This is a genomic window from Actinoallomurus spadix, assembly GCF_024055725.1.
Lineage (GTDB): Bacteria > Actinomycetota > Actinomycetes > Streptosporangiales > Streptosporangiaceae > Actinoallomurus > Actinoallomurus spadix.
In genome coordinates this window covers 39,473-59,346 of sequence record NZ_JAMXMX010000016.1, presented here as the reverse complement: position 1 = coordinate 59,346, position 19,874 = coordinate 39,473, and the positions used below count along the sequence as shown (strand labels likewise).

Below are 19,874 nucleotides of genomic sequence, written 5' to 3'. Positions count from 1 at the left end.
AGCGGCCCGCCCGCCTGCGCCCCTTCGCCGCCGCCGTGGTCACATCGCCGCCGCCGCAGACTCATTGCCGTCGGCGATGACGGAGGGATGACCGGTTCGCCCGGCCTGCCACGTCCGTACCGATGTCGAAGTGGCTGATCGATCCGGCCCCCCACGCCGCCGCGCGGCCCGGATGAGCCGGGTGGGGCTCAGAGGACGTCGCTGAGGAACTGGCGGAGTCTCGGGCTGTCCGGGGAGTCGAAGATCTTCTCGGGCGGGCCCGTCTCGACGGCGACGCCCTGGTCGAGGAAGACGACGACGTCGGAGGCCTCGCGGGCGAAACCCATCTCGTGGGTGACGACGACCATCGTCATGCCCTGCCGCGACAGGTCGGCCATCAGGCTCAGTACGCCCTTGACCAGCTCGGGGTCGAGGGCCGAGGTCGCCTCGTCGAAGAGCATCACCTCGGGCCGCATCGCGAGCGCGCGGGCGATCGCCACCCGCTGCTGCTGCCCGCCGGACAGGTGGCCCGGCCGGGAGCCGGCCTTGTCGGCGAGCCCGACGAGCTCCAGCTGGTGGCGGGCGACCTGTTCGGCCTCGTCGGCGGACAGCTTGCGGATGCGGCGCAGCGGCAGCATGAGGTTGCGCAGGACGTTCATGTGCGGGAACAGGTTGAACTGCTGGAACACCATGCCGATCTGCTGCCGCAGCCGGTCGGGGTCGCGGTCCAGGACGCTGACGCCGTCGAGGAGGACGTCGCCCTTGTCCGGCTCGATGAGCCGGTTGATGGTCCGCAGGAACGTCGACTTGCCCGAGCCGGACGGGCCGATCACGCACGCGGTCTCGCCCTTGCCGACGTCGAGGTCGACGCCGCGCAGCACCCGGTTCGTCCCGAAGGCCAGGTGGATGTCGCGGGTGGCCAGGCTGACGGAGGAGAACGTCTCCTGCTGTTCTTCGGTCACTTCAGGCCCTCACTCGTCACGGGAAGCGGCGTCTCGCCGGCCGTCAGGAGCGTCTCGTCGGCGTCCGGCGGGCCGGTCCTCGTACGGCGTCCCTGGCGCAGCCGGTGGTCGACGTAGTTCACGAAGTGGGTCAGCGGCACCGTGAGCACCAGGTAGACGAGGCCGGCCAGCAGCAGCGCCGACTCGTTGCCGGTGTTCGCGGCGGCGTCCTGCCCGATGCGGAACAGCTCGCGCTGGCCGGCGGCCAGGCCGAGGAAGTAGACGAGGCTGGAGTCCTTGATCAACGCGATCAGCTGGTTGACCCAGGCGGGCAGCACCCGGCGGATGCCCTGCGGGATGATCACTAGCAGGAGGGCCGCCGAGTGGGAGAAGCCCAGGGCCCGCGCCCCCTCGAACTGGCCGGGGTCGACGCTCTGGATCCCGGACCGGAAGATCTCGCCGATGTAGGCGGTGGCGATCAGCGAGAGGGCCAGGATGCCAAGGGGGTACGGGTTAGGTCCCCACATCTTCATCCCGATCTGCGACAGGCCGACGCCGATCAGCAGGATGGTGACCACGGCGGGCAGGCCGCGGAAGATGTCGGTGTAGACGCGCGCGGGCCAGCGGAGCCAGCGGTGCCGGGAGATGCCGGCCATGGCCAGCAGCATCCCGAGCACCGTGCCGATCAGCGCCGAGATGGCCGAGAGGATCAGCGTGTTCGGCAGGCCCGTCTTGAGCATGTCGGGCAGGGCCTGCCGCATGGATTGCCAGTTGAAGAAGGTGTCCCACAACGTGCTCAGCTGGTCCATCGGACTTCTCCCATCGGCCCGCGCGCGTCAGTGTTCGGTCGGCCGGTCAGGACGACGGGGACGCGGCGGGCGCGCCCGAGGCCTGGACCGGCGGGAAGGTCACCGTGCCGCTGCCCGGCTTGAACTCCTTGGGCACCTGACGCCCGGGGTAGTACTCCTCCTGCAGCTTGGTCCAGGTGCCGTCCTTGATGACCTCGTCGAGTCCCTTGTCGAGCGCCTCGCGCAGCTTGGGGTTGTCCTTGGCGACCGCGAACGCCATCGGCGTCGAGCCGAGCATCTTCGCGGCGGCGACGACCTTGCCGCCGCTGTCCTTGGCGGTCTTCTCGCCGATCTCGGCCGGGGCGATCCAGGCGTCGGCGGTCTTGGACTTCAGCTGGTTGAGCGCGCCGTTGTAGTCGGGGACCCGGACCGGGTTGAGGCCCTGCTTGGTCGCGTAGTCGTCCTGGACCGTTCCCTGGACGACGACGACGCGCTTGCCCTTGAGCTGGTCGAAGCCCGTGAGGGGCGAACCGGCCGGCACGTCGAGGCCGAAGTAGCCGAAGTCGTAGCCGTTGGTGAACGCCACCGTCTTCTTGCGGGCCTCGGTGATGGTGATCGAGGAGCTGCCGACGTCGTACTTGTGGGTGGCCACCTGCGACAGGAGGGCCGAGAAGTCGGTGCCGGCGAACTGCACCTTCAGCCCGATCTTGGCTGCGACCGCGGTCAGCAGGTCGTTGTCGAAGCCGGTGAACTTGCCGTTCTTCAGGTAGACGTTCGGCGGGGCGTCGGTCAGCGTGGCCGTGCGCAGGACGCCGGGCTGGAGCAGCTTGTACGGGTTGTCGGCGGACGCCTTCGAATCGCCTCCGCCGCACGCCGACAGGGCGCCGGCGGCGGCGATGGCGACGGCGGTGGTTGCGAGGGCTCGCAACGGACGCATGGGGGTTCTCCTCCGGGCAGTATGCGCGTATGTGCCCGCGTCGATGGGATGCCGCGACGCGGAAGCGGCGAGAAGGCGTCTGCGGGGACCGGCCGAGGGGTCGGCTCAGGATCGGTGCAGACTCGAGGAAGGCGCCCGGTCAGTGTGTGACGGGGCGGCCGGAGCTCGGCCGACAGCTCATCGACGTGACGCGGAGCAGGTCGATGTGCCTGCGCGTCACGAGGTAGCTGTTCATACCGTTAATCCTGCACATTCGCCCGGGATAGCGTCAAATCGACGATACCCCGCCACATTGATCCACTGACCTGCGAGAACACCGTTTCCGGGGTCCCCGGGCGCGACCTATGTCACTCTGATCGGCCGGGCGGCCACCGCGCCGGCAGGCGTCGCGGCCGCTACGCGGGACCCGTCCTGGCGCTGGGCGGGGGCCCGCTAAGCCGACTTCTCGGGGCGCTCCTGTCCGTCGTACGGGCGCTCGCGCGGCACCAGGGTCGGGTTGACGTTCCGCAGCACCGTCTCCCGGGTGACCACGACCTTGGCGATGTCGTCCCGCCCCGGCACCTCGTACATCACGTTGAGCAGGACCTCCTCGCAGATGGCGCGCAGCGCCCGGGCCCCGGTGCGGCGCAGGAGCGCCTGGTCGGCGATCGCGTCGACGGCGTCGCCGGTGAACTCCAGCTCGACGCCGTCCATCGCGAACAGCTCGCGGTACTGCTTGAGCAGCGCGTTGCGCGGTTCGGTCAGGATGCGGACGAGCGCCGCGCGGTCCAGGGGCTCGACGACCGACAGCACGGGGAGCCGGCCGACGAACTCCGGGATCAGCCCGAACTCCCGCAGATCCTCGGGCATCACCCGGGCGGCGGGCTCCTCCCGGCCGGTCTCCGCGCCGGCGACGGCGCCGAAGCCGACCTCCCGGCGCCCGGACCGCCGCTCGACGAACCGCTCCAGGCCGGCGAACGCGCCGCCGCAGATGAACAGCACATCGGTGGTGTCGATCTGGACGAACTCCTGCTGAGGATGCTTGCGGCCACCCTCCGGCGGAACGCTCGCGACCGTGCCTTCGAGGATCTTCAGCAGGGCCTGCTGCACTCCCTCCCCCGAGACGTCCCGCGTCAGGGAGGGGTTGTCGGCCTTGCGGGCGAGCTTGTCGATCTCGTCGATGTAGACGATCCCGGTCTCGGCCCGGCGGACGTCGTGGTCGGCGGCGCGCAGCAGCGCCACCAGGATGTTCTCGACGTCCTCCCCGACGTAGCCGGCCTCGGTGAGCGAGGTCGCGTCGGCGATCGCGAACGGCACGTCGAGGATCCGGGCCAGGGTCTGGGCCAGGTGCGTCTTGCCGGAGCCGGTCGGCCCGATCATCAGGATGTTGGACTTGCCCGGCTCGACGGCGTCCCGGTGGTCCGCCCGGCGGCGGGCCCGAAGGCGCTTGTAGTGGTTGTAGACGGCCACCGCGAGGGTCTTCTTGGCCTCGTCCTGGCCGACGACGTACTGGTCGAGGAACGCGTGGATCTCGCGGGGCTTCGGCGGCGCGCCGACGGCGGCCCGGTCGTCCTCGTCGTCATCGATGAGCTCGTTGCAGATCGCGACGCACTCGTCGCAGATGCAGACCCCGGCCGGACCCGCGATCAGCCTCCGCACGCGCTGTTGGCTCTTTCCACAGAACGTGCAGGTCAGCGGGTCGTCACCGGCATCGCTGGGCGCCATTCGCCACGTCTCCTCGAGGTCCGCAGGGCCGGGTGGTGAGACCCCATGATCCCATCTCCCGGCTACGACGGTATCGCCGTCACGGTTGTACTTCGCCCCCTGAGGACGTCGAGCGGGAGCACGCGCGGAAGTGCTCGCGATGGGACCTGGGCGCGGGCCGGAGAACGCGGCCGGGCAGGATCAGGCCATGCGCGATCTGAATCCCGCCGACCTCTGGATCGTCTCCGGGCCGCCCGCCGCCGGTAAGTCGACCGTGGCGCGGCTCCTGCTGTCCCGGCTGCGGCCGGTGCCCGCCCTGCTGGACAAGGACACGATGTACGGGCCGTTCGTCGCCGCCACGCTGCGGGCGGCGGGACGGCCGGACGGCGAACGTGAGGGCCCCTGGTACGACGAGCACGTGAAGGCCCACGAGTACGCGGGGATGACCGCGACGGCGCGGGAGATCCGGTCGTACGGCTGCCCGGTGCTGCTGAGCGGCCCGTTCACCGGCCAGGTCCATGACGCGGGGCGCTGGCAGGCCTGGGTAGAGGAGCTGGGCGGCCCGCCGGTCCACCTCCTCTGGGTCCGCTCCGACGCCGAGACGCTGCGTGCCCGGCTGCTCGGCCGCGGGCTGGAGCGGGACGCAGGGAAGCTGGAGGGCTTCGAGCGGTTCCTCGCGGGCGTACGGTTCGACGAGCCTCCGGTCGTCCCCCACACCGTGGTGGACAACCGGTCCGGGGCACGGCCGCTCGCCGACCAGGTCGACGCGGCGTTCTTCAGCGATGGAACAGTTCACGGAGGTTGACGACCAGGAGCACCCCGGCGACGACCACGAGGGGCGCCAGCAGGACGTACCGGCCGCCGTACTTCACCGCCAGCCCGAGCCCCACCGCGACGGCCAGGCCGCCGGCGAGCGTCAGCAGCCCGGTGGCGAAGGACAGCAGTTTGCGCCGGACCCACGCCTCCATCGTGACGAACAGCAGCACGACGGCGGCGAGGAGGATCGCGACCGGCTCGTGCGGGACGACGAAGACGCCGACCACCGCCAGGAGGAACAGCGGCGTGCTCAGCGCCGCCCACGTGTGCAGGAACCGCGTGCGCGGCCCCCGGAACGGCGTGTACGGCAGGTGCGGCTCGCGCAGGTGCGCGTTCGGGGTCTCCGGAGCGAACGGGCGGGTCAGTGTCGCCTCGTGCGCGGCGCGCTCCTCGGCCAGTTCGGTGCGGTCGCGGACGAGCACGGCCAGGGCGGCCTCGGCCCTGGCGACCTCGGCGGCCCGCCGGCGGGCGAGGTTCCTGGTGTTCCGGTGCCCCGCGAGGGAGGTCGCCGTCGCGCGGAGCCGGCGCAACTCCTCGCGGTCGCGCTCGATGGCGGCATCGGCGGCCTTGATCTCCTCGTCGAGGGCCGCGATCCGGGCTCGCAGGTCCCGTCGTTCCTCCTCGGGGCTCGGCGGGATCTTCTGCAGGCCGGCCCAGCCGAGGGGGTCGGCCCACAGGGTCCGTACGCGGCCGTCCCGTTCGTAGCGCGGACCGGCGGGGGCGCGCTCGCCGCCGACCCAGTCGCGGGTGTCCCGGCCCCACAGCCCGCGGAACCCCCGGACCCATGGCGTCTCGTCGGAGATGAGCACCGCCCGCCACGTACGGTCCCGGCCGGGGCCGATGCGCTCCCCGTCGCCGAGCGCGTAGTCGATGAAGGGGATGCCGACGCCGTGCCGCCGTTCCTCCCGCGACCAGGGGAAGGCCAGGCCCATCAGGCGCTGCGCCCAGCGGACGTAGCGCCGCAGCCGCGCGGGGTTGACGGTGACGAGGTACTGGCCGGGCAGGAACGCGCCGGAGTGCGAGCCGGCCCCGACGAACACGACGGGGTGGTCGCCCTCCTTGCGCAGATCGGGGTCGTCCCACCGGCGGCGCAGGTCGTCGCCGCGCTCGTCGTGCGCGGAGACCGCCACCCAGGCCGGGCGCGGGCCGTCCTCGGTGTCGGTGAGGTAGACGGTCACCGACTCCCAGTCGGCCTCGTGGTCGTTGACCCCGGCGAACGTCGTCCGCCAGTCGTTCATGGCGTACAGGTACCAGTACTGCAGCACGATGTAGCCGCCCTCGCGGACCACCCGGCCGTAGTAGGTGGCCTGGTCACGGCTCAGATGCCGCTCGCCGAGGTCGGCGGCCGCCGCCGCGACCCCGCCGGGCACCGAGCCACGCAGGAACAGCGAGGCGCGCAGCAGCACGTCGAAGACCCGCCCGATGAGGCCGACGGCGGCCAGGCGGCCGGAGCGGGCGATGGGCGGCTTGGCGTGGGCGCGGTGGGCGCGGACCTCCCGCCGGTCGAACGGCCGCTGGACGAGCAGCAGCGACAGCTCGGCGCCGGCGCGGTCGGCGGCCGCGGCGACGAGGCGGTCCGCGGTGAGCTCACCCGCCTCCACGAGCCGTTGGTCGCCCTGCCACAGACTGCAGCAGCGGATGTAGTCCTCGGCGTCGACGGGGAAGAACCGCTCACCCCTCGTGTAGGTAAGGATCGGCTCGTACCGCCGCAGCAGCGCGAGGTCACGGTCGCGTGGGATCACCACGCCTTCCTCTGTCACCGGTCCCCTCTCATGACGACGACTCCGCCCGTTATACCGGCCCAGATGCCCGCGAAGCACAGGGCAAGGACGCGCTTGAAAGGGTCATCTCCGGGTAATCCGTAGGCGCCCGAGACTTCAGGGAGCTGATTTCCAATGACCGGGATGCTACGAGTACCTCGCAGCAGGGGTGCGCTCAGCGGCGTCATCCTCGTGCTGCTCGGCCTGTGGGGCGGGCTGGCCGCGCTCGTCGGCCCGTACTTCCACTTCGCGTTCGCTCCGGACAAGGCGTGGTCGTTCACGGCCGGGCGGGTCTGGCTGGAGATCCTGCCGGCCTGCGCCCTGCTGGTGGGCGGCCTGATCCTGCTGGTGAGCGCCAACCGGGCCACGGCCGCCGCCGGCGCGTGGATCGCCGCGCTCGGCGGTGCCTGGTTCATCGTCGGCGGCCCGCTCAGCACGCTGTGGTCCGCCTCCGACCGGCTCGGCGTCCCCGTCGGCGGGACGACGCGCCAGGTGGTGGAGCAGGTCGCGCTGCTGTCCGGCCTGGGCGCCGTGGCCTTGTTCTTCGCCGCGGTGGCGCTCGGCCGTCTCGCCGTGGTCGGCGTCAAGGACGCCCGCCTCGCCGAGCGTGAGGCGGCGTACACCGAGGAGGCTCCGACGGTGGAGGAGCCCCGGCCGGTGCGCGAGGACCGGCCCGGCCCCATCCAGGCGACGCAGCCGCTGCCGCGCCGCACCGGGCGTCCCCCGGTGACCCCGCCGGAGCACGCCGAACCCAGGCAGGCCACGCCCCAGCCGATCGCGACCCCGCCGGCCGGGCGGACCGCTCCGGCCGGGCGGACCGCGCCGCGGGCACCCGAGCCGAACGACCGCCGGGTCGCCGGTGACCAGGCGGAGGACACCGGCCCGTTCGGGCGACCGGGCGAGAACGCCTGATCCGCGAACCGTCCCGCCGGGCAGGGCGCGAACCCTCCCCGGCGGGACGTGTCACGTCCGGGCGGCGTCGTAGCGGTCGAGCATGGCGCGCGCGGACGCGATGACGAGCTCGCGCAGCTCCGGGGGTTCGAGGACCTCCGCCTCGGCGCCGAACTTCAGCAGCTCGGTGTGGGCGTGACGGACCGACTCGATGGGGATGACGGTGCGCACCCAGCCCTCCTCGTCCGGGGGGCCGGCGTTGCGCTGCGCCGCGCGGATCACCTCCGGCGTGACCAGGTGGCGGAGGATCCGCAGCCCTGCCGGGGAGAACCGGACGACCGCCTCACCGTTGAACATCGCGTCACGGAACCGGGCGAGGTAGGACCGCCAGAACTCGCCGAGATCGAAGTCCGCCGGCCGCTCGAACTCCTCCTCCAGCGGCTGCAGCGCGAGGATCCGGTCGACGCGGTAGGTGCGCTCCCCTCCCTCCGAGCGGCCGACGAGGTACCAGCTGCCCGCCTTCAGCACCAGGCCGAGGGGGTCGACGGTGCGGGTGACAGGCGTGGGCGTCTTCCACCGGCGGTAGCGCATGTGCAGGCGCTGCTGCCGCCAGACGGCGTCGGCGACGGTGTTCAGGTACGGCGTGGGCTCGCCGTCGTGGAACCAGCCCGGAGCGTCGAGGTGGAAGCGCTCGCGGATGCGGGCGGCGCGCTCGGCCAACTGCCGGGGCAGCGCCGCCATGAGTTTCAGCTCGGCCGCGGCGAGGACCGTGCCGAGGCCGAGCTGGGCCGCAGGCCCGGGCAGGCCGGTGAGGAACAGCGACTCGGCCTCCTCGGCGGTGAGCCCGGTCAGGCGCGTCCGGTAGCCGTCGAGGAGCCGGTACCCGCCGGCCGGGCCGCGGTCGGCGTACACCGGAACGCCCGCCGCCGACAGGGACTCCACGTCGCGGTAGATGGTGCGCAGGGACACTTCGAGCTCGTCCGCCAGTTCCTGTGCGGTCATGCGGCCCCGTGACTGCAGGAGGAGCAGGAGGGACACCAGGCGGCTCGCGCGCATGCGCCCAGTCTGCCGTGCGCCGGCTGCCGGCCGGGCGCCGCAGCCGAGCGGGGGGACGACCGGGCACCACGGCCGAGCGGGCACCGCGGCCGGCCGCGCACCGCCGCTTGCCGCGCACCGCCGCCGCCCGCCGTGCACCGCGGGCGGCGGGCGGGCGTCCGCGAGCTCACGCCCCCGGTCAGATGACGATGACGGTCTTTCCCCGGGCCCGCCCGGCCCTGCTGCGGGCGAGCGCCACCGGTGCCTGGGGCAGGGTGACGGTGTCGCCGATGAGGACGCGGACCCGGCCCGCGTCGATCTCCCGGGCGATGCGCTCGAGCCGTTCGGCGCCCGCCTCGTTCAGGAGGTTGGCGGCGTCGACGCCGGGGAGGCCCTCCTCCGGCACTGCGAAGACCGGGCTGAGCACCGTGCCGCCGGGACGGACGACCGGCAGCAGCCCACGGAGGCCCTCGGTGTCGCTGACCAGGTCGATCACGGCGTCGACGGGGGCGGCCGGCTGCCCCGCGAGGGGCCCGGCGGTGTGGTCGACGATCTCGGCCGCGCCCAGCGCCAGCATCAGGTCGGCCTTGTCGGCGGTCGCGGTGGCGACGACCGTGATCCCGCGGGCGGCGGCCAGCTGCGTGGCGAAGGTGCCGACGCCTCCCGTCGCGCCGACGATGAGCAGGCGGTGTGCGTCACCGATCCGGTCGACGAGGTTGAGCGCCGTCGTCCCGGCGGTCGGAACAGCCGCGGCCTCACTCAGCGCGATCGTCTGCGGGGGCGGCGCGACGGCACCTTCCGGGGCGATGGCCCACTCGGCGTACGACCCGCGTCCGCGCCGTGGATCGCCGAACTGGCCGAAGACCGGATCACCGGGGCGTACGCCGGTGACGTCAGGTCCGGCCCGCTCGACGGTGCCCGCCCCGTCGGTGCCCACGATCAGGGGGAACACCGCGTCCGGGATCGCTCCGTCGATGACCTTCCAGTCGAACGGGTTGAGCCCGGCGGCGTTCATCCGGACGAGAACCTCGCCGGGGCCCGGCTCGGGTACCGGCTGCTCGGTCAGCTCCGGCTCGGCCCCGAATTCGGACACCGTAATGGCTCGCATTGGTCCCCCCGGAATTCACCGTCCGCCACGAGCACTACCCTGAGTAGTCAAGGCTCATTCGTCGTGACGCGAGATGGGCGATCTTGCCGCCCACGGCGGATAGCCTGCAGGGGTCCGTGCCCCTGGGGATCATTGGCAGGTTCGACAAGTGCGACCGACACGCCGTGGAGCGACCATGGCACGTCTTCATCCGGCCCGTACCGGCGCCGCGCTGGCGCTGCTCGCCGCGACGGTCACGGGGTGCAGCAGCGATCCCGGCGGAGGGGAGGCGCATCCGCCGCGCGCGGCCGCGACCTCCGCGTCCCGGGCCGCCAGTCCCGCGCCGAGCCCGCTGGCCACGTCACCGGCGCCACCCGGCGACCCGAGCGCGGCCGCCATCGACTCCTACCTCCGGGGGCTGGCCCGGAAGGGGAAGCTCACGGGCGCGGTGACGGTCGTGCGGCGCGGCCAGGTGCTGGCCCGTTTCGCCGCCGGCAAGGCCGATGAGGCCAAGAACATCCCCAACCGTCCGGACACCATCTTCCGGATCGCCTCGGTGAGCAAGCAGTTCACCGCCATGCTCGTGCTCAAGCTGCGCGACCAGGGCAAGCTGAAGCTGGACGACCCGGTGTGCCCGTACCTCGTCCCGACCTACATCAAGGGCTGCCCGAGCGCGTGGAAGCGGATCACGATCCGCCAGATCCTCGTCCACACCTCCGGCATCCCCGACATCTCAGAGATGCCGGATTTCTTCCCGAAGCTGGACAAGCCGACCACGCCCAAGGAGATCATCAGCCGGTTCGTCAACAAGCCCCTTGATTTCAAGCCGGGGACGGGCTGGAAGTACAGCAACTCGGGCTACATCCTCGCCGGCGCGATCATCGAGAAGGTCACCGGCAAGAAGCTCGGCGACGTACTCAGCGAGCAGATCACCGCGCCGCTGGACCTGCGGCACACCGGCTACACCGACGGCGACCCGCCGGACGGCTGGGCCAGGGGCTACCTGTCCGTCGGCAAGCCGGCGGGCCACATCATCGGGTCGGAGGCGTACGCCGCCGGCGGCGTCTACACCACCGCCGACGACCTGACACGCTGGGACCGGTCGTTCGGCGCGCACCTCGTCGCACCGGCGGCCACCGTGAAGCTGGCCTTCACCTCCCAGGCCGACTGCCCGTCCGGCGGCTGCCTCGACTCCCCCTCCACCGGTTACGCCTTCGGCTGGCTCGTCGACCGGCTGAACGGGCACCGGTACCTCTACCATCCGGGCCTGCTCGAGGGGTTCCACGCCAGCAACGTCTACCTGCCCGACGACGACATCGCCGTCGCCGTGCTCAGCAACGTGCAGAACACCGACGTCAACGGCATCGCCCGTCACCTCGCCGGGCTGGCCCTCACGTCCTGACCTCCCGCCGGCCGCCGGCGTCGGCTCCTCAGGCGGCCCGGGCGGGGCGGCCCGGCCTCGGCCAGACGGCCGAGCCGGAGGCGGCCCGGCACCCGGCCGGTCAAGCGGGAGGCGGCCCGGCGCCCGGCCGGACCGAGCCGGCGGCGGCTCGGCCTCAGGGAGACGGATCCGGGGCGGCGCGCAGCCCGTCGAAGACGACGGCGAGGGCGCGCGCCCGTACCCCGGCGTCGCCGCCGACGTGCTCGGCCGCCTGGGACGCGCCGACCAGCAGGGTCAGGATCTCGGGCAGGCCGACGTCCGACCGCACCGCCCCCGCCTCCTGCGCGCGTCCCAGGAGCGCGCCGAGCGCGCGCCTGAGCTCCCGGCCCGTCCCGGCCGTGCTCGCCCGTACGTCGACCCCCGCCTCGGCCAGCGCGGCGGACAGGGCGTTCTTGGTCGCGGCATGATCGACGACGCGGGCGAAGAAGCCGAAGAAGGCCGCGCCCGGGTCCTCCGCGCTCATCAGCGCGTCGGCCTCGGTGGCGAGCCGGTCCAGGCGGGCGACGAACACCGCCTCGAGCAGTGCCTCCTTCGTCGGGAAGTGGCGGAAGACGGTGCCGACGCCGACGCCGGCCCGCCGGGCCACCTGCTCGGTGGAGGCGGTGGTTCCGTGCTCGGCGAAGACCGCCTCGGCTGCCTCCAGGACCCGCGCGCGGTTGCGCAACGCGTCGGCGCGGACCGGCCGTCCTCCGCCCGTGGCGGACGCACGCCGCGGTGCCGTCATGTACACCTTCCTCATTGACGTACGGAGTCGCCACTCCGGATAATCCGATTCGGAGTGATCACTCCGAATCGTTCGACGATCTCGTCAGGAGTCTCGCATGCCCGAATCCACCGGTCCGCGCGCCGTGTTCGAGCGCCTCAGCCGCGGCATCGCGGAGGGACGCTGGAACGACCTCGCCGACCTGTACGCCGAGGACGCCGTGGCCCACCAGCCGTTCGCCCCCTCGGGACAGGACGCGCCCCGCCGCCTGGAGGGCAGGGAGGCGATCCGGGCGCGATTCGCCGGCGCGGCCCGGATGGGCCTGCGGTTCGGCGTCCGCAACGTCGTCGTCCACGAGACGGCGGACCCCGAGGTGGTCATCGCGGAGTTCGACTACGACATCCCCGCCGCCGACGAGGTCCTGACCGCGGCCAACGTCCAGGTGCTGCGCGTCCGCGACGGCCTGATCGTCGAGACGCGCGACTACCACGACCACCTCACCATCGCCCGCGCCACCGGCGGCCTCCCGGCCCTCACCGCGGCCCTGTCCGGGGATGCCTCATGACCCCGCGCGAGGTCGCCGCGCGGCCCGCGACGGGCTGATCGCCTAGAGGCCGGCGCCACACACGGTCTTGAGGATTCTTGAGGTGGCCTAAGGTGGCCATGATTTACCGTGATCATTACAGCTTGTCGGGTCACCCTCTAGGCTTGGCGATCATGGAGGAACGGATGCCCGACGTCATCGACGTCCACACACCGTCCCCCGCTCGCATGTACGACTACTGGCTGGGCGGCAAGGACAACTTCGCCGCCGACCGGGAGGCGGCCGAGAAGGTCATCGCCGCCCACCCCGAGCAGCGGGAGCTCGTCCGCGCCAACCGTGCCTTCCTCGTCCGCGCCGTGCGCCACCTCGCCGAGCAGGGGATCGACCAGTTCCTCGACCTCGGCACGGGTATCCCGACCTCGCCGAACGTGCACGAGGTCGCCCGTGAGATCCGCCCGGCCGCCCGCGTCGTCTACGTCGACAACGACCCGATCGTCTTCGCGCACAACCAGGCCTTCCGCGTCACCGACGACCGCGTCGCCACCGTGCAGGCCGACATCCGCCGCCCCCACGAGGTCCTGGGCGACCCGGCCCTCAAGCGGCTGATCGACTTCGACCGGCCGGTCGCCCTGCTCGCCGTCGCCGTCCTCCACTTCGTCCCGGAGGGCGAAGAGGTGATCACGACGTTGAAGGAGGTCATGGCGCCCGGCAGCTTCCTGGCCCTGTCCACCGGCACGTCCGAAGGGCTCACCCCGGAGCAGCGCGAACGCATAGAGAACGCCTACGCCAAGGCCAGCGCCCCCGCCGTGATCCGTTCCCGGGCGGAGATCGAGCGCCTGTTCACCGGCTTCGACCTCGTCGACCCCGGTCTCGTACACGTCGCCAAGTGGCGGGCCGACGGCCCGGAGACCAAAGGCCGGCTGCTGGCCGGCGTCGGCCGGCTCACGACGTCACCCGCGGCGGGCTGAAGCATCGTGACCTGTGCTGAGCGCGCTCACCTGCGGTCCCGGTCGGCTGGGCGTTCCCCGCGGCGCGGCCGAGTGCCTCTCCGCGGCCGGCCGGGCGGGCGCGCTCAGGGGGCCGGTTCCCTGCTGCTCAACGGCTCGTCCAGTACGGACCGGGCGATCTCCTCGGCGAGCCGTTCGAGGAGGGGGCCCGCGTCCTCCATGCAGCGCACCGGGTCGGGTTCGAGGTCGGTGAGCGCGTAGGCGCCGGCGAACCCCGCGCCGCGGAGTTGCTCCTCGCTCAGTGCCCGCCGCCCGGACACGGCGACGACCGGCACCCCCGCCCGCCGGGCCGCCTGCGCCACGCCCACCGGCGCCTTGCCGCGCAGGCTCTGAGCGTCCAGGGAGCCCTCCCCCGTCACCACGAGCCGCGCGCCATCGAGCCGCGCGGCGAATCCCAGCAGGTCGAGCAGGTAGGCGATGCCCGGCTCCATCCGGGCGGACAAGAACGTCAGCGCGCCGAACCCCACCCCACCGGCCGCGCCGGCCCCGGGGAGGCCGGCCATCACCAGGCCGAGGTCGCGGCGGACGACCGCGTCGAGGCGGGCCAGTCCCGCCTCGAGGATCTCGACCTGGTCCGGGCCCGCCCCCTTCTGCGGCGCGTACACGCGGGCAGCGCCGTCCGGCCCGAGCAACGGGCTGTCGACGTCGCCCGCCACCACGACCGTGACCCCGCTCAGCCGATCGGTCAGCGCGGAGGTGTCGACGGCGTCGAGGTCCCGCAGCGCGGCTCCACCCGGCGGGAGGTCCCGGCCCTGGGAGTCGAGGAGACGGGCGCCCAGCGCGGCGGCCATGCCCGCGCCGCCGTCGGTGCAGGCGCTGCCGCCCAGGCCGAGGACGATCTGACGCGCGCCGTCCGCCACCGCCGCGGCGATCAACTCGCCGGTGCCGTGGCTGGAGGCCGTCAGCGGCGCAGGCACACCACCGGGGAGCACGCGCAACCCGGACGCCTCGGCCAGTTCGACGACCGCGGTCTCACCACGGACCGCGTACGACGCCGTGACGGGCTCACCGGTCGGCCCGCTGACGACCACCCGGCGCCGGCCGAATCCGGCGGCGACCGCGGCGTCCACCGTCCCGTCACCGCCGTCCGCGACCGGCATGGTCATCAGCAGAATCTCCGGATGGACGCGACGCAGCCCGGCTGCGACGTGCGCGGCCACCTCGGGAGCGGTCAGCGACCCCTTGAACTTGTCGGGTGCGATGACGACGTGGCTGCTCATGGATTCCCTTCTCACCGAACCGGAATCACGATCTTGTGCCGCCGATTATCCAGTCTCGTCCGGGTGCTTCCGCACCGATCGACGGTCCGCCCGGGCGGCGGCCCGGCCCATGACCCGGCCGCCGCCACCCGGCCGCCCGGCTCCCGGCCGCGTCCGTGCGGTCCCCCGGCGTCTGAGCAGGGCGGACGGGGCACGTGACGGAATCCTCCACTACCTGTGGTTGTTAACCTCTTGGGCAGCAGACGATTGGGGTTCCATTGATGACGGGCGACCAGCTCACCACCGGCGACCAGCCCCCTGCGCGTAAGAAGTCCTATGAGGAGAAGTTCGCGGAGCGTCTCGCCAAGCGCCAGGCCGGGCGCAAGCCCCTCAAAGAGGGCAAGGTCTTCGAGCACGGCCCGGCCAAGTTCGTATTCATGTTCATCATCGGGTTCGTCATCGTCACCCACGTCGCCATCCTCATCGTCATGATGATGAGCGGCATGCGCTGACCCCCGGTACGAGGCGCCCGAGGCCGCGAAGCGCGCGAGAGGGAACGATGATCTTGCCGTGGCCCCGGCCGCGGCTCTAGGGTGCGGAAGATCGACCGGTGAACGACCGCCGACAACGGCGCGCCGGCCGTTCCCGGTGACCCGGTGACCCCGGGTCACGACGGCTTCCTTCAAGGAGATCGTCCTTGCGCCTCCGCCGGCTCGCCTCCCTCATCTCCGTCGCCGCCGTCGCCGTGTCGCTCGGCACCGCGCCGCCCGCGGGCGCGGCGACGGTCCCCGACGACCGGCCCCTGCCGCCGTACACGATCAGCAACCCGGCGCTGCCGCCGCTGACGGTGGGCGGCCGGACCACGACCGTGCGCCAGGGCGTGTTCCACCACGCCGCGTACGACATCGAGGTCCCGCCGAACTGGAACGGCGAGCTGGTGATGTGGGCGCACGGTTACCGTGGCGCGTCGACGACGCTGACCGTCGATCCGCCCGCCTTCGGACTGCGGCAGAAGCTGATCGGCGAGGGGTACGCCTGGGCCGCGTCTTCATACGCCGACAACGACTACGACGTGCGATCCGGAGTGGTGGAGACCCGTGACCTCGCCGGCCTGTTCACCCGGCTGCAGCGCCGCCCGCGCCGCACCTACCTCGCGGGCGTGTCCATGGGCGGCCACGTGATCGGCCGGTCGATCGAGCAGTACCCGGGCCTCTACTCCGGCGCGCTGCCGATGTGCGGGGTACTCGGCGACAACCGGCTGTTCGACTTCTTCCTGGACTACAACCTGGTGGCCCAGGACCTGGCCGGCGTGCGCGCCTATCCCCCACCGGCCGACTACCTGACCGACGCCGTGCCCCGGATCGAGCAGGCGCTCGGGCTCGGCGGGCTGAAGCCGGGCGGCCCGGACACCGCCAACGACCTCGGCAAGCAGCTGCGGGCCATCACGATCAACCGTTCCGGCGGCCCCCGGCCCGGTGCCGAGGCCGCCTTCCCCCTCTGGAAGGACTTCCTGTTCAGCCTGGGCGCTCCGGCGGCCGGTACGAGCCTGGCGCAGGACCCCGCGCGGCTCGCTGGCAACGCCGCCACGCCGTACACGCCGAACACTCCGGTCGACGTGAACGCCACCGTGCAGCGGGTCCGTCCCGCCGACCCGGCCGACCGGCACTCCGCGCGGCTGTCCCAGATCCCCCGGATCTTCGGGCTGCCCACCGCCAAGGTCGTGACCCTGCACGGACTGGGCGACATGTTCGTGCCGTTCTCGATGGAGGAGATCTACGGGTCGGAGGCCGCCCGCGCCCACCGGTCCGGCCTGGTCGTGCAGCGCGCCATCCGTACCGCGCAGCACTGTGAGTTCTCGGCGGCCGAGGCCGGGCAGGCCTGGGACGACCTGGCCCGCTGGGTGCACGGCGGCCCCCGCCCGGCCGGCGACCCGGTGACCGACCCGGCGAAGGTCGCGCGCCCCGGTTTCGGCTGCCGGTTCACCGACGCGACCGCCTATCCCTCCGGCACGCGCGGACTATTCCCCGCCTGCACCGGGTCCTGACGAGGTCACCGAGATGAACGTTGAGGAGCAGCGGGCGTACGCGCGGCGGCTGGCGGCCGAGTCGATCGCCGCGGGCGACGACCCGGGCCGGATGCCCTGGCCGCTGACCCGCGCCGAGATCGAGTCGTTCCCCCTGCCCGCCGTACGGATCGAGGATCTCTTCGACGACGAGGACCCGCCCGTACGCCGCCGGCGCGTGGAGTTCCGCGGGCCCGCCGGGTCCTGACCGCCGGGGTCACCGGGCCGGCGAGTCCCCGGCGACCTCCCACAGGATCGCTCGCGCCTCGTCGGGGTAGGTCTCGATCAGCCGCCGCAGCTCCGCCAGGTCCACGCCACGGTTGGCCCGCCCGACGGTAGGCAACGCCAGGACCTTGCGGAACTCCTGCAGCGCGCGGGCGAGGTCGTCGTTCATGCGCGCCGAGCCCGGGAGCGCGAGGAATACCAATAATGCACGTTTCGTAGTCAACTCGTTACTCCAAGTGCAGGCAAGCCTTGAACTCCCCGGAGTTCAATATGCGAGACGATTCTTCTTGTAATGTGAGATGGCCGCTAGGGTGACCAACGAGGAGAGGTGATCACCGTGATCAGAGAATGGGACGCCACCACGTACGACGCCCTGCCGCTACCGCATCTGCGCTGGGGCCGGCGCACTCTCGAGCGGCTGCCGCTCTCCGGCGCCGAGACGGTGCTGGAGGCCGGCTGTGGCACCGGGCGCGACACCGCGGAGCTGCTCGACCGGCTGCCACAGGGGCGCGTCATCGCGGTGGACGGCTCCGCCCGGATGCTCGATCGGCTTCGCGCCAAGCTCGCGGATCGCCTCGACCGGGTCGACGCGATCCAGGCCGACCTCACCGGACCGTTGCCGGTCACGGACGCCGACGCTGCGTTCAGCGTGGCGACCTTCCACTGGATCCACGACCACCACGCACTGTTCGCGAACATCGCGCGGGCGCTGCGGCCGGGAGCGCCGTTCGTCGCCGACTGCGGCGGACAGGGCAACATCGCGCGGGTGCGCGCCGCCCTGGCGAAGGTCACCGGGGAGGAGCCCGAGCCGTGGCACTTCGCCGGCGCGGAGGAGACGCGGCGGCGCCTGGAAGCGGCCGGCTTCACCGCGGTCGAAGTCGCCCTGGTGCCGGACCCCGCCCGGCTCGAGACCGGCGAGCAGTTCGAGAGCTACCTGGCCACCGTGGTCCTCGGGGCGCAGCTCGACCGGCTGCCGGCCGCCGAGCACCGGGACTTCGTGCGCGCGGTCGCGGCCGAACTGCCCGAGCCGGTGGTCGACTACGTCCGCCTCGAGTTCTCCGCCCGGCGCGCCGGTGACTGATCTCCGACGGTGGCCTGCGGTGACGTCCGGTCGTCCGACCGAGATCGCCACCTTTACGTTGTAGATCATGGGGGTGGCCGTCAGGAGGCCCGCTCGACGAGGAAGCGGGAGAGCACCGCGAGGTCCTCGGCGGCCGGGCCGCTCGCGCCTTCGGCGTCGAGGACGTCCAGCGCCCGGCGCAGGCATGCGGTGGCCCGCTCCCGGGTCCGCTGCCGTCCCCCGGCGTCCTCGATCAGGTCGCGGACCAGTTCGAGATCCCCCTCAGCGGTGAGCGGCGCCGTGAGGAGCTCGCCCAGCCGCCGCGCGGCCGGCGTACCGGCCTCTAGAGCGGCGAGGACCGGCAGGGTCTTCTTGCCGCGCCGCAGGTCACTCGACGCCAGCTTGCCGGTGACGGAGGGATCACCCCAGATGCCGAGAAGGTCGTCGGTCATCTGGAAGGCCAGACCGAGTTGCCGCCCCATGACCGCGATCCTGTCGGCCCTCTCCGGCGAGCCTCCACCGAGCAGGCACCCCAAGGCCGCGGCGCAACCGAGCAGCGCACCCGTCTTGGCCTCCGCCATCGCGACGTACTCCTCGACCGTGACCGCGTCCCGCCCGGCCCAGGGCCGATCCTCGAACGCGAGGTCCTCGGCCTGACCGTGCACCAGCTCGATGAGCGTGGCCGACAACCGCTCCATGGCGACCGCCGCGCCGGGTCGGGGCACCCGGGCCAGCGTCGCCATCGCCAGGGCGAGGAGCGCGTCACCGGTCAGGACGGCCGGGCCGACACCGAAGGCGTGCCACACCGACGCGCGGTGCCGACGGCGTTCGTCGCCGTCCATGATGTCGTCGTGCACGAGAGAAAAGGCGTGCACGAGCTCGACCGCGACCGCACCCGCCAGCGCCGACTCGGCGGGCGCCCCGGCCGCCCCGGCGCACAGCAGCACGAGGGCGGGCCGGAGTCCCTTGCCGCCGGCCGCCATGCCCCGGCCCGAGGGCCGTCCGTCGCGGTCGGCCCAGCCGAAGGCGTACGCCGCCATCCGGGCCGGCCAGGGATGCAACGTCTCCACCGCCGCCCGCAGCGCCGGAGCGGTCAATGAGTTCCAACGGGACAGGATCGCGGTCGCGGCATCGCCGGTTCCCGCGTACGGGGAGACATCGAGGGGCATACGGGTGTCCGTTCCGCGGCCAGGTGGAAGAGCGCCGAACGACGCATTCCCGACATATGGCCCGTTCCAAACCCCGGTTCCATTGAGAAGAAGATCACACTCCGCGCTGCGGCGAGCGCGGGCAGTGTCGCACGGCGGTCCTGCGGCGCCCCGCGCGCTCCCGCCGGCGCCGCCATCCCGCCTCCGGCCGCACCTGGCGACCCACTCCTCTCGGAGACGCGTTCGCGCCGCTCAAAGGGGGCTGCGCCGCACCGGTTCCGCGACGCCGCCAGGTCCTGTTTCGCGGAGCCGGCCGGTCCCCCCAGGTGCTCCGAGCGCCACGGAGACCGGGCACCCCGGTCGATGTCCGCCTCCTCGCCAGGCCGCCGGCCGGACAGGGGGGAAGCGTAACCTTACCTTTCCGTAAGTAGCATTAGATGTACGACTCATGTGACATTTCGGATCGCCGACCACAAAGGGGAAAGGATTGGCGTGCTAAACGAGTTATCGGCCGCACAGGCGGCCCGGTTCTCATCTCCTCACCCGGGTTGACCGCCATCTGACCAGA

At 72.5% G+C, this 19,874-nt stretch carries 20 protein-coding genes; 9 read left to right on the top strand and 11 right to left on the bottom strand.

Translation table 11 applies throughout. From position 1 onward, the window contains the following. Nucleotides 1–188 precede the first annotated feature (188 nt). The 4 genes from NE235_RS23405 to clpX form a co-directional block, all read right to left on the bottom strand. Nucleotides 189–941 (bottom strand): amino acid ABC transporter ATP-binding protein, encoded by a 753-nt coding sequence (locus NE235_RS23405; protein ID WP_308206138.1) that lies wholly within the window; start codon nt 939–941, stop codon nt 189–191. Then, nucleotides 938–1,729, bottom strand: a complete 792-nt coding sequence (locus NE235_RS23400; protein ID WP_252806487.1) for an amino acid ABC transporter permease — start codon at nt 1,727–1,729, stop codon at nt 938–940. Before NE235_RS23400 ends, NE235_RS23405 begins: the two co-directional genes overlap by 4 nt. A 46-nt stretch (nt 1,730–1,775) precedes the next feature. Continuing rightward, entirely contained in the window at nt 1,776–2,645 is an 870-nt protein-coding gene (locus tag NE235_RS23395) for an ABC transporter substrate-binding protein (RefSeq protein WP_252806485.1), read from the bottom strand. Nucleotides 2,646–3,077: 432 nt separating this feature from the next. Further along, on the bottom strand, nt 3,078–4,349 hold the full coding sequence (clpX, locus tag NE235_RS23390) for an ATP-dependent Clp protease ATP-binding subunit ClpX (protein ID WP_252806483.1): 1,272 nt from the start codon (nt 4,347–4,349) through the stop codon (nt 3,078–3,080). Between the two features lie 187 nt (nt 4,350–4,536). Here clpX and NE235_RS23385 point away from each other — a divergent pair, with 187 nt between their 5' ends. Next, the gene (locus NE235_RS23385) at nt 4,537–5,133 is read left to right on the top strand and encodes an AAA family ATPase (RefSeq protein WP_252806481.1); all 597 of its coding nucleotides are present in this window, start codon (nt 4,537–4,539) and stop codon (nt 5,131–5,133) included. On the opposite strand, the gene NE235_RS23380 is transcribed toward NE235_RS23385, so the two are convergent. Next, entirely contained in the window at nt 5,105–6,886 is a 1,782-nt protein-coding gene (locus NE235_RS23380) for a hypothetical protein (protein ID WP_252806479.1), read from the bottom strand. The genes NE235_RS23385 and NE235_RS23380 overlap by 29 nt on opposite strands. 162 nt (nt 6,887–7,048) lie before the next feature. On the opposite strand from NE235_RS23380, the gene NE235_RS23375 reads away from it, so the two are divergent. Then, nucleotides 7,049–7,816 (top strand): hypothetical protein, encoded by a 768-nt coding sequence (locus NE235_RS23375; RefSeq protein ID WP_252806477.1) that lies wholly within the window; start codon nt 7,049–7,051, stop codon nt 7,814–7,816. Between the two features lie 51 nt (nt 7,817–7,867). Here NE235_RS23375 and NE235_RS23370 read toward each other — a convergent pair whose 3' ends face one another. Further along, nucleotides 7,868–8,851, bottom strand: a complete 984-nt coding sequence (locus tag NE235_RS23370) for a helix-turn-helix transcriptional regulator (RefSeq protein ID WP_252806475.1) — start codon at nt 8,849–8,851, stop codon at nt 7,868–7,870. 178 nt (nt 8,852–9,029) lie between these two features. After that, a complete protein-coding gene (locus NE235_RS23365) occupies nt 9,030–9,923 on the bottom strand; it encodes an NADP-dependent oxidoreductase (protein ID WP_252806473.1) in 894 nt (297 codons plus the stop codon). Between the two features lie 190 nt (nt 9,924–10,113). Between NE235_RS23365 and NE235_RS23360 the strand changes: the two genes are divergently transcribed. Further along, a complete protein-coding gene (locus NE235_RS23360) occupies nt 10,114–11,319 on the top strand; it encodes a serine hydrolase domain-containing protein (RefSeq protein ID WP_252806471.1) in 1,206 nt (401 codons plus the stop codon). Between the two features lie 154 nt (nt 11,320–11,473). On the opposite strand, the gene NE235_RS23355 is transcribed toward NE235_RS23360, so the two are convergent. Beyond that, the gene (locus NE235_RS23355; protein WP_252806469.1) at nt 11,474–12,082 is read right to left on the bottom strand and encodes a TetR/AcrR family transcriptional regulator; all 609 of its coding nucleotides are present in this window, start codon (nt 12,080–12,082) and stop codon (nt 11,474–11,476) included. Between the two features lie 97 nt (nt 12,083–12,179). Here NE235_RS23355 and NE235_RS23350 point away from each other — a divergent pair, with 97 nt between their 5' ends. Together NE235_RS23350 and NE235_RS23345 are read left to right on the top strand one after the other, a co-directional pair. Then, nucleotides 12,180–12,626, top strand: a complete 447-nt coding sequence (locus tag NE235_RS23350; protein WP_252806467.1) for a nuclear transport factor 2 family protein — start codon at nt 12,180–12,182, stop codon at nt 12,624–12,626. A gap of 152 nt (nt 12,627–12,778) precedes the next feature. Beyond that, nucleotides 12,779–13,573, top strand: coding sequence for an SAM-dependent methyltransferase (locus tag NE235_RS23345; protein ID WP_252806465.1), 795 nt, complete (start codon nt 12,779–12,781; stop codon nt 13,571–13,573). Nucleotides 13,574–13,677: 104 nt separating this feature from the next. On the opposite strand, the gene NE235_RS23340 is transcribed toward NE235_RS23345, so the two are convergent. After that, nucleotides 13,678–14,832, bottom strand: coding sequence for a glycerate kinase (locus tag NE235_RS23340; protein WP_252806463.1), 1,155 nt, complete (start codon nt 14,830–14,832; stop codon nt 13,678–13,680). A 260-nt stretch (nt 14,833–15,092) separates the two neighbouring features. Here NE235_RS23340 and NE235_RS23335 point away from each other — a divergent pair, with 260 nt between their 5' ends. The 3 genes from NE235_RS23335 (at nt 15,093) to NE235_RS23325 (ending at nt 17,081) form a co-directional block, all read left to right on the top strand. Next, on the top strand, nt 15,093–15,323 hold the full coding sequence (locus NE235_RS23335; protein ID WP_252806461.1) for a hypothetical protein: 231 nt from the start codon (nt 15,093–15,095) through the stop codon (nt 15,321–15,323). Nucleotides 15,324–15,508: 185 nt separating this feature from the next. After that, nucleotides 15,509–16,855: an alpha/beta hydrolase family protein gene (locus NE235_RS23330; protein WP_252806459.1), complete on the top strand. Its 1,347-nt coding sequence runs from the start codon at nt 15,509–15,511 to the stop codon at nt 16,853–16,855. Nucleotides 16,856–16,868: 13 nt separating this feature from the next. Further along, nucleotides 16,869–17,081 (top strand): hypothetical protein, encoded by a 213-nt coding sequence (locus NE235_RS23325; protein ID WP_252806458.1) that lies wholly within the window; start codon nt 16,869–16,871, stop codon nt 17,079–17,081. A gap of 9 nt (nt 17,082–17,090) precedes the next feature. On the opposite strand, the gene NE235_RS23320 is transcribed toward NE235_RS23325, so the two are convergent. Continuing rightward, the gene (locus NE235_RS23320) at nt 17,091–17,300 is read right to left on the bottom strand and encodes a hypothetical protein (protein ID WP_252806456.1); all 210 of its coding nucleotides are present in this window, start codon (nt 17,298–17,300) and stop codon (nt 17,091–17,093) included. 135 nt (nt 17,301–17,435) lie between these two features. Here NE235_RS23320 and NE235_RS23315 point away from each other — a divergent pair, with 135 nt between their 5' ends. Further along, nucleotides 17,436–18,179: a class I SAM-dependent methyltransferase gene (locus NE235_RS23315; protein ID WP_252806454.1), complete on the top strand. Its 744-nt coding sequence runs from the start codon at nt 17,436–17,438 to the stop codon at nt 18,177–18,179. 80 nt (nt 18,180–18,259) lie between these two features. Here the strand turns inward: NE235_RS23315 and NE235_RS23310 are convergent, their stop codons facing one another. Further along, nucleotides 18,260–19,327, bottom strand: a complete 1,068-nt coding sequence (locus NE235_RS23310; protein WP_252806452.1) for a polyprenyl synthetase family protein — start codon at nt 19,325–19,327, stop codon at nt 18,260–18,262. Between the last annotated feature and the right edge of the window lie 547 nt (nt 19,328–19,874).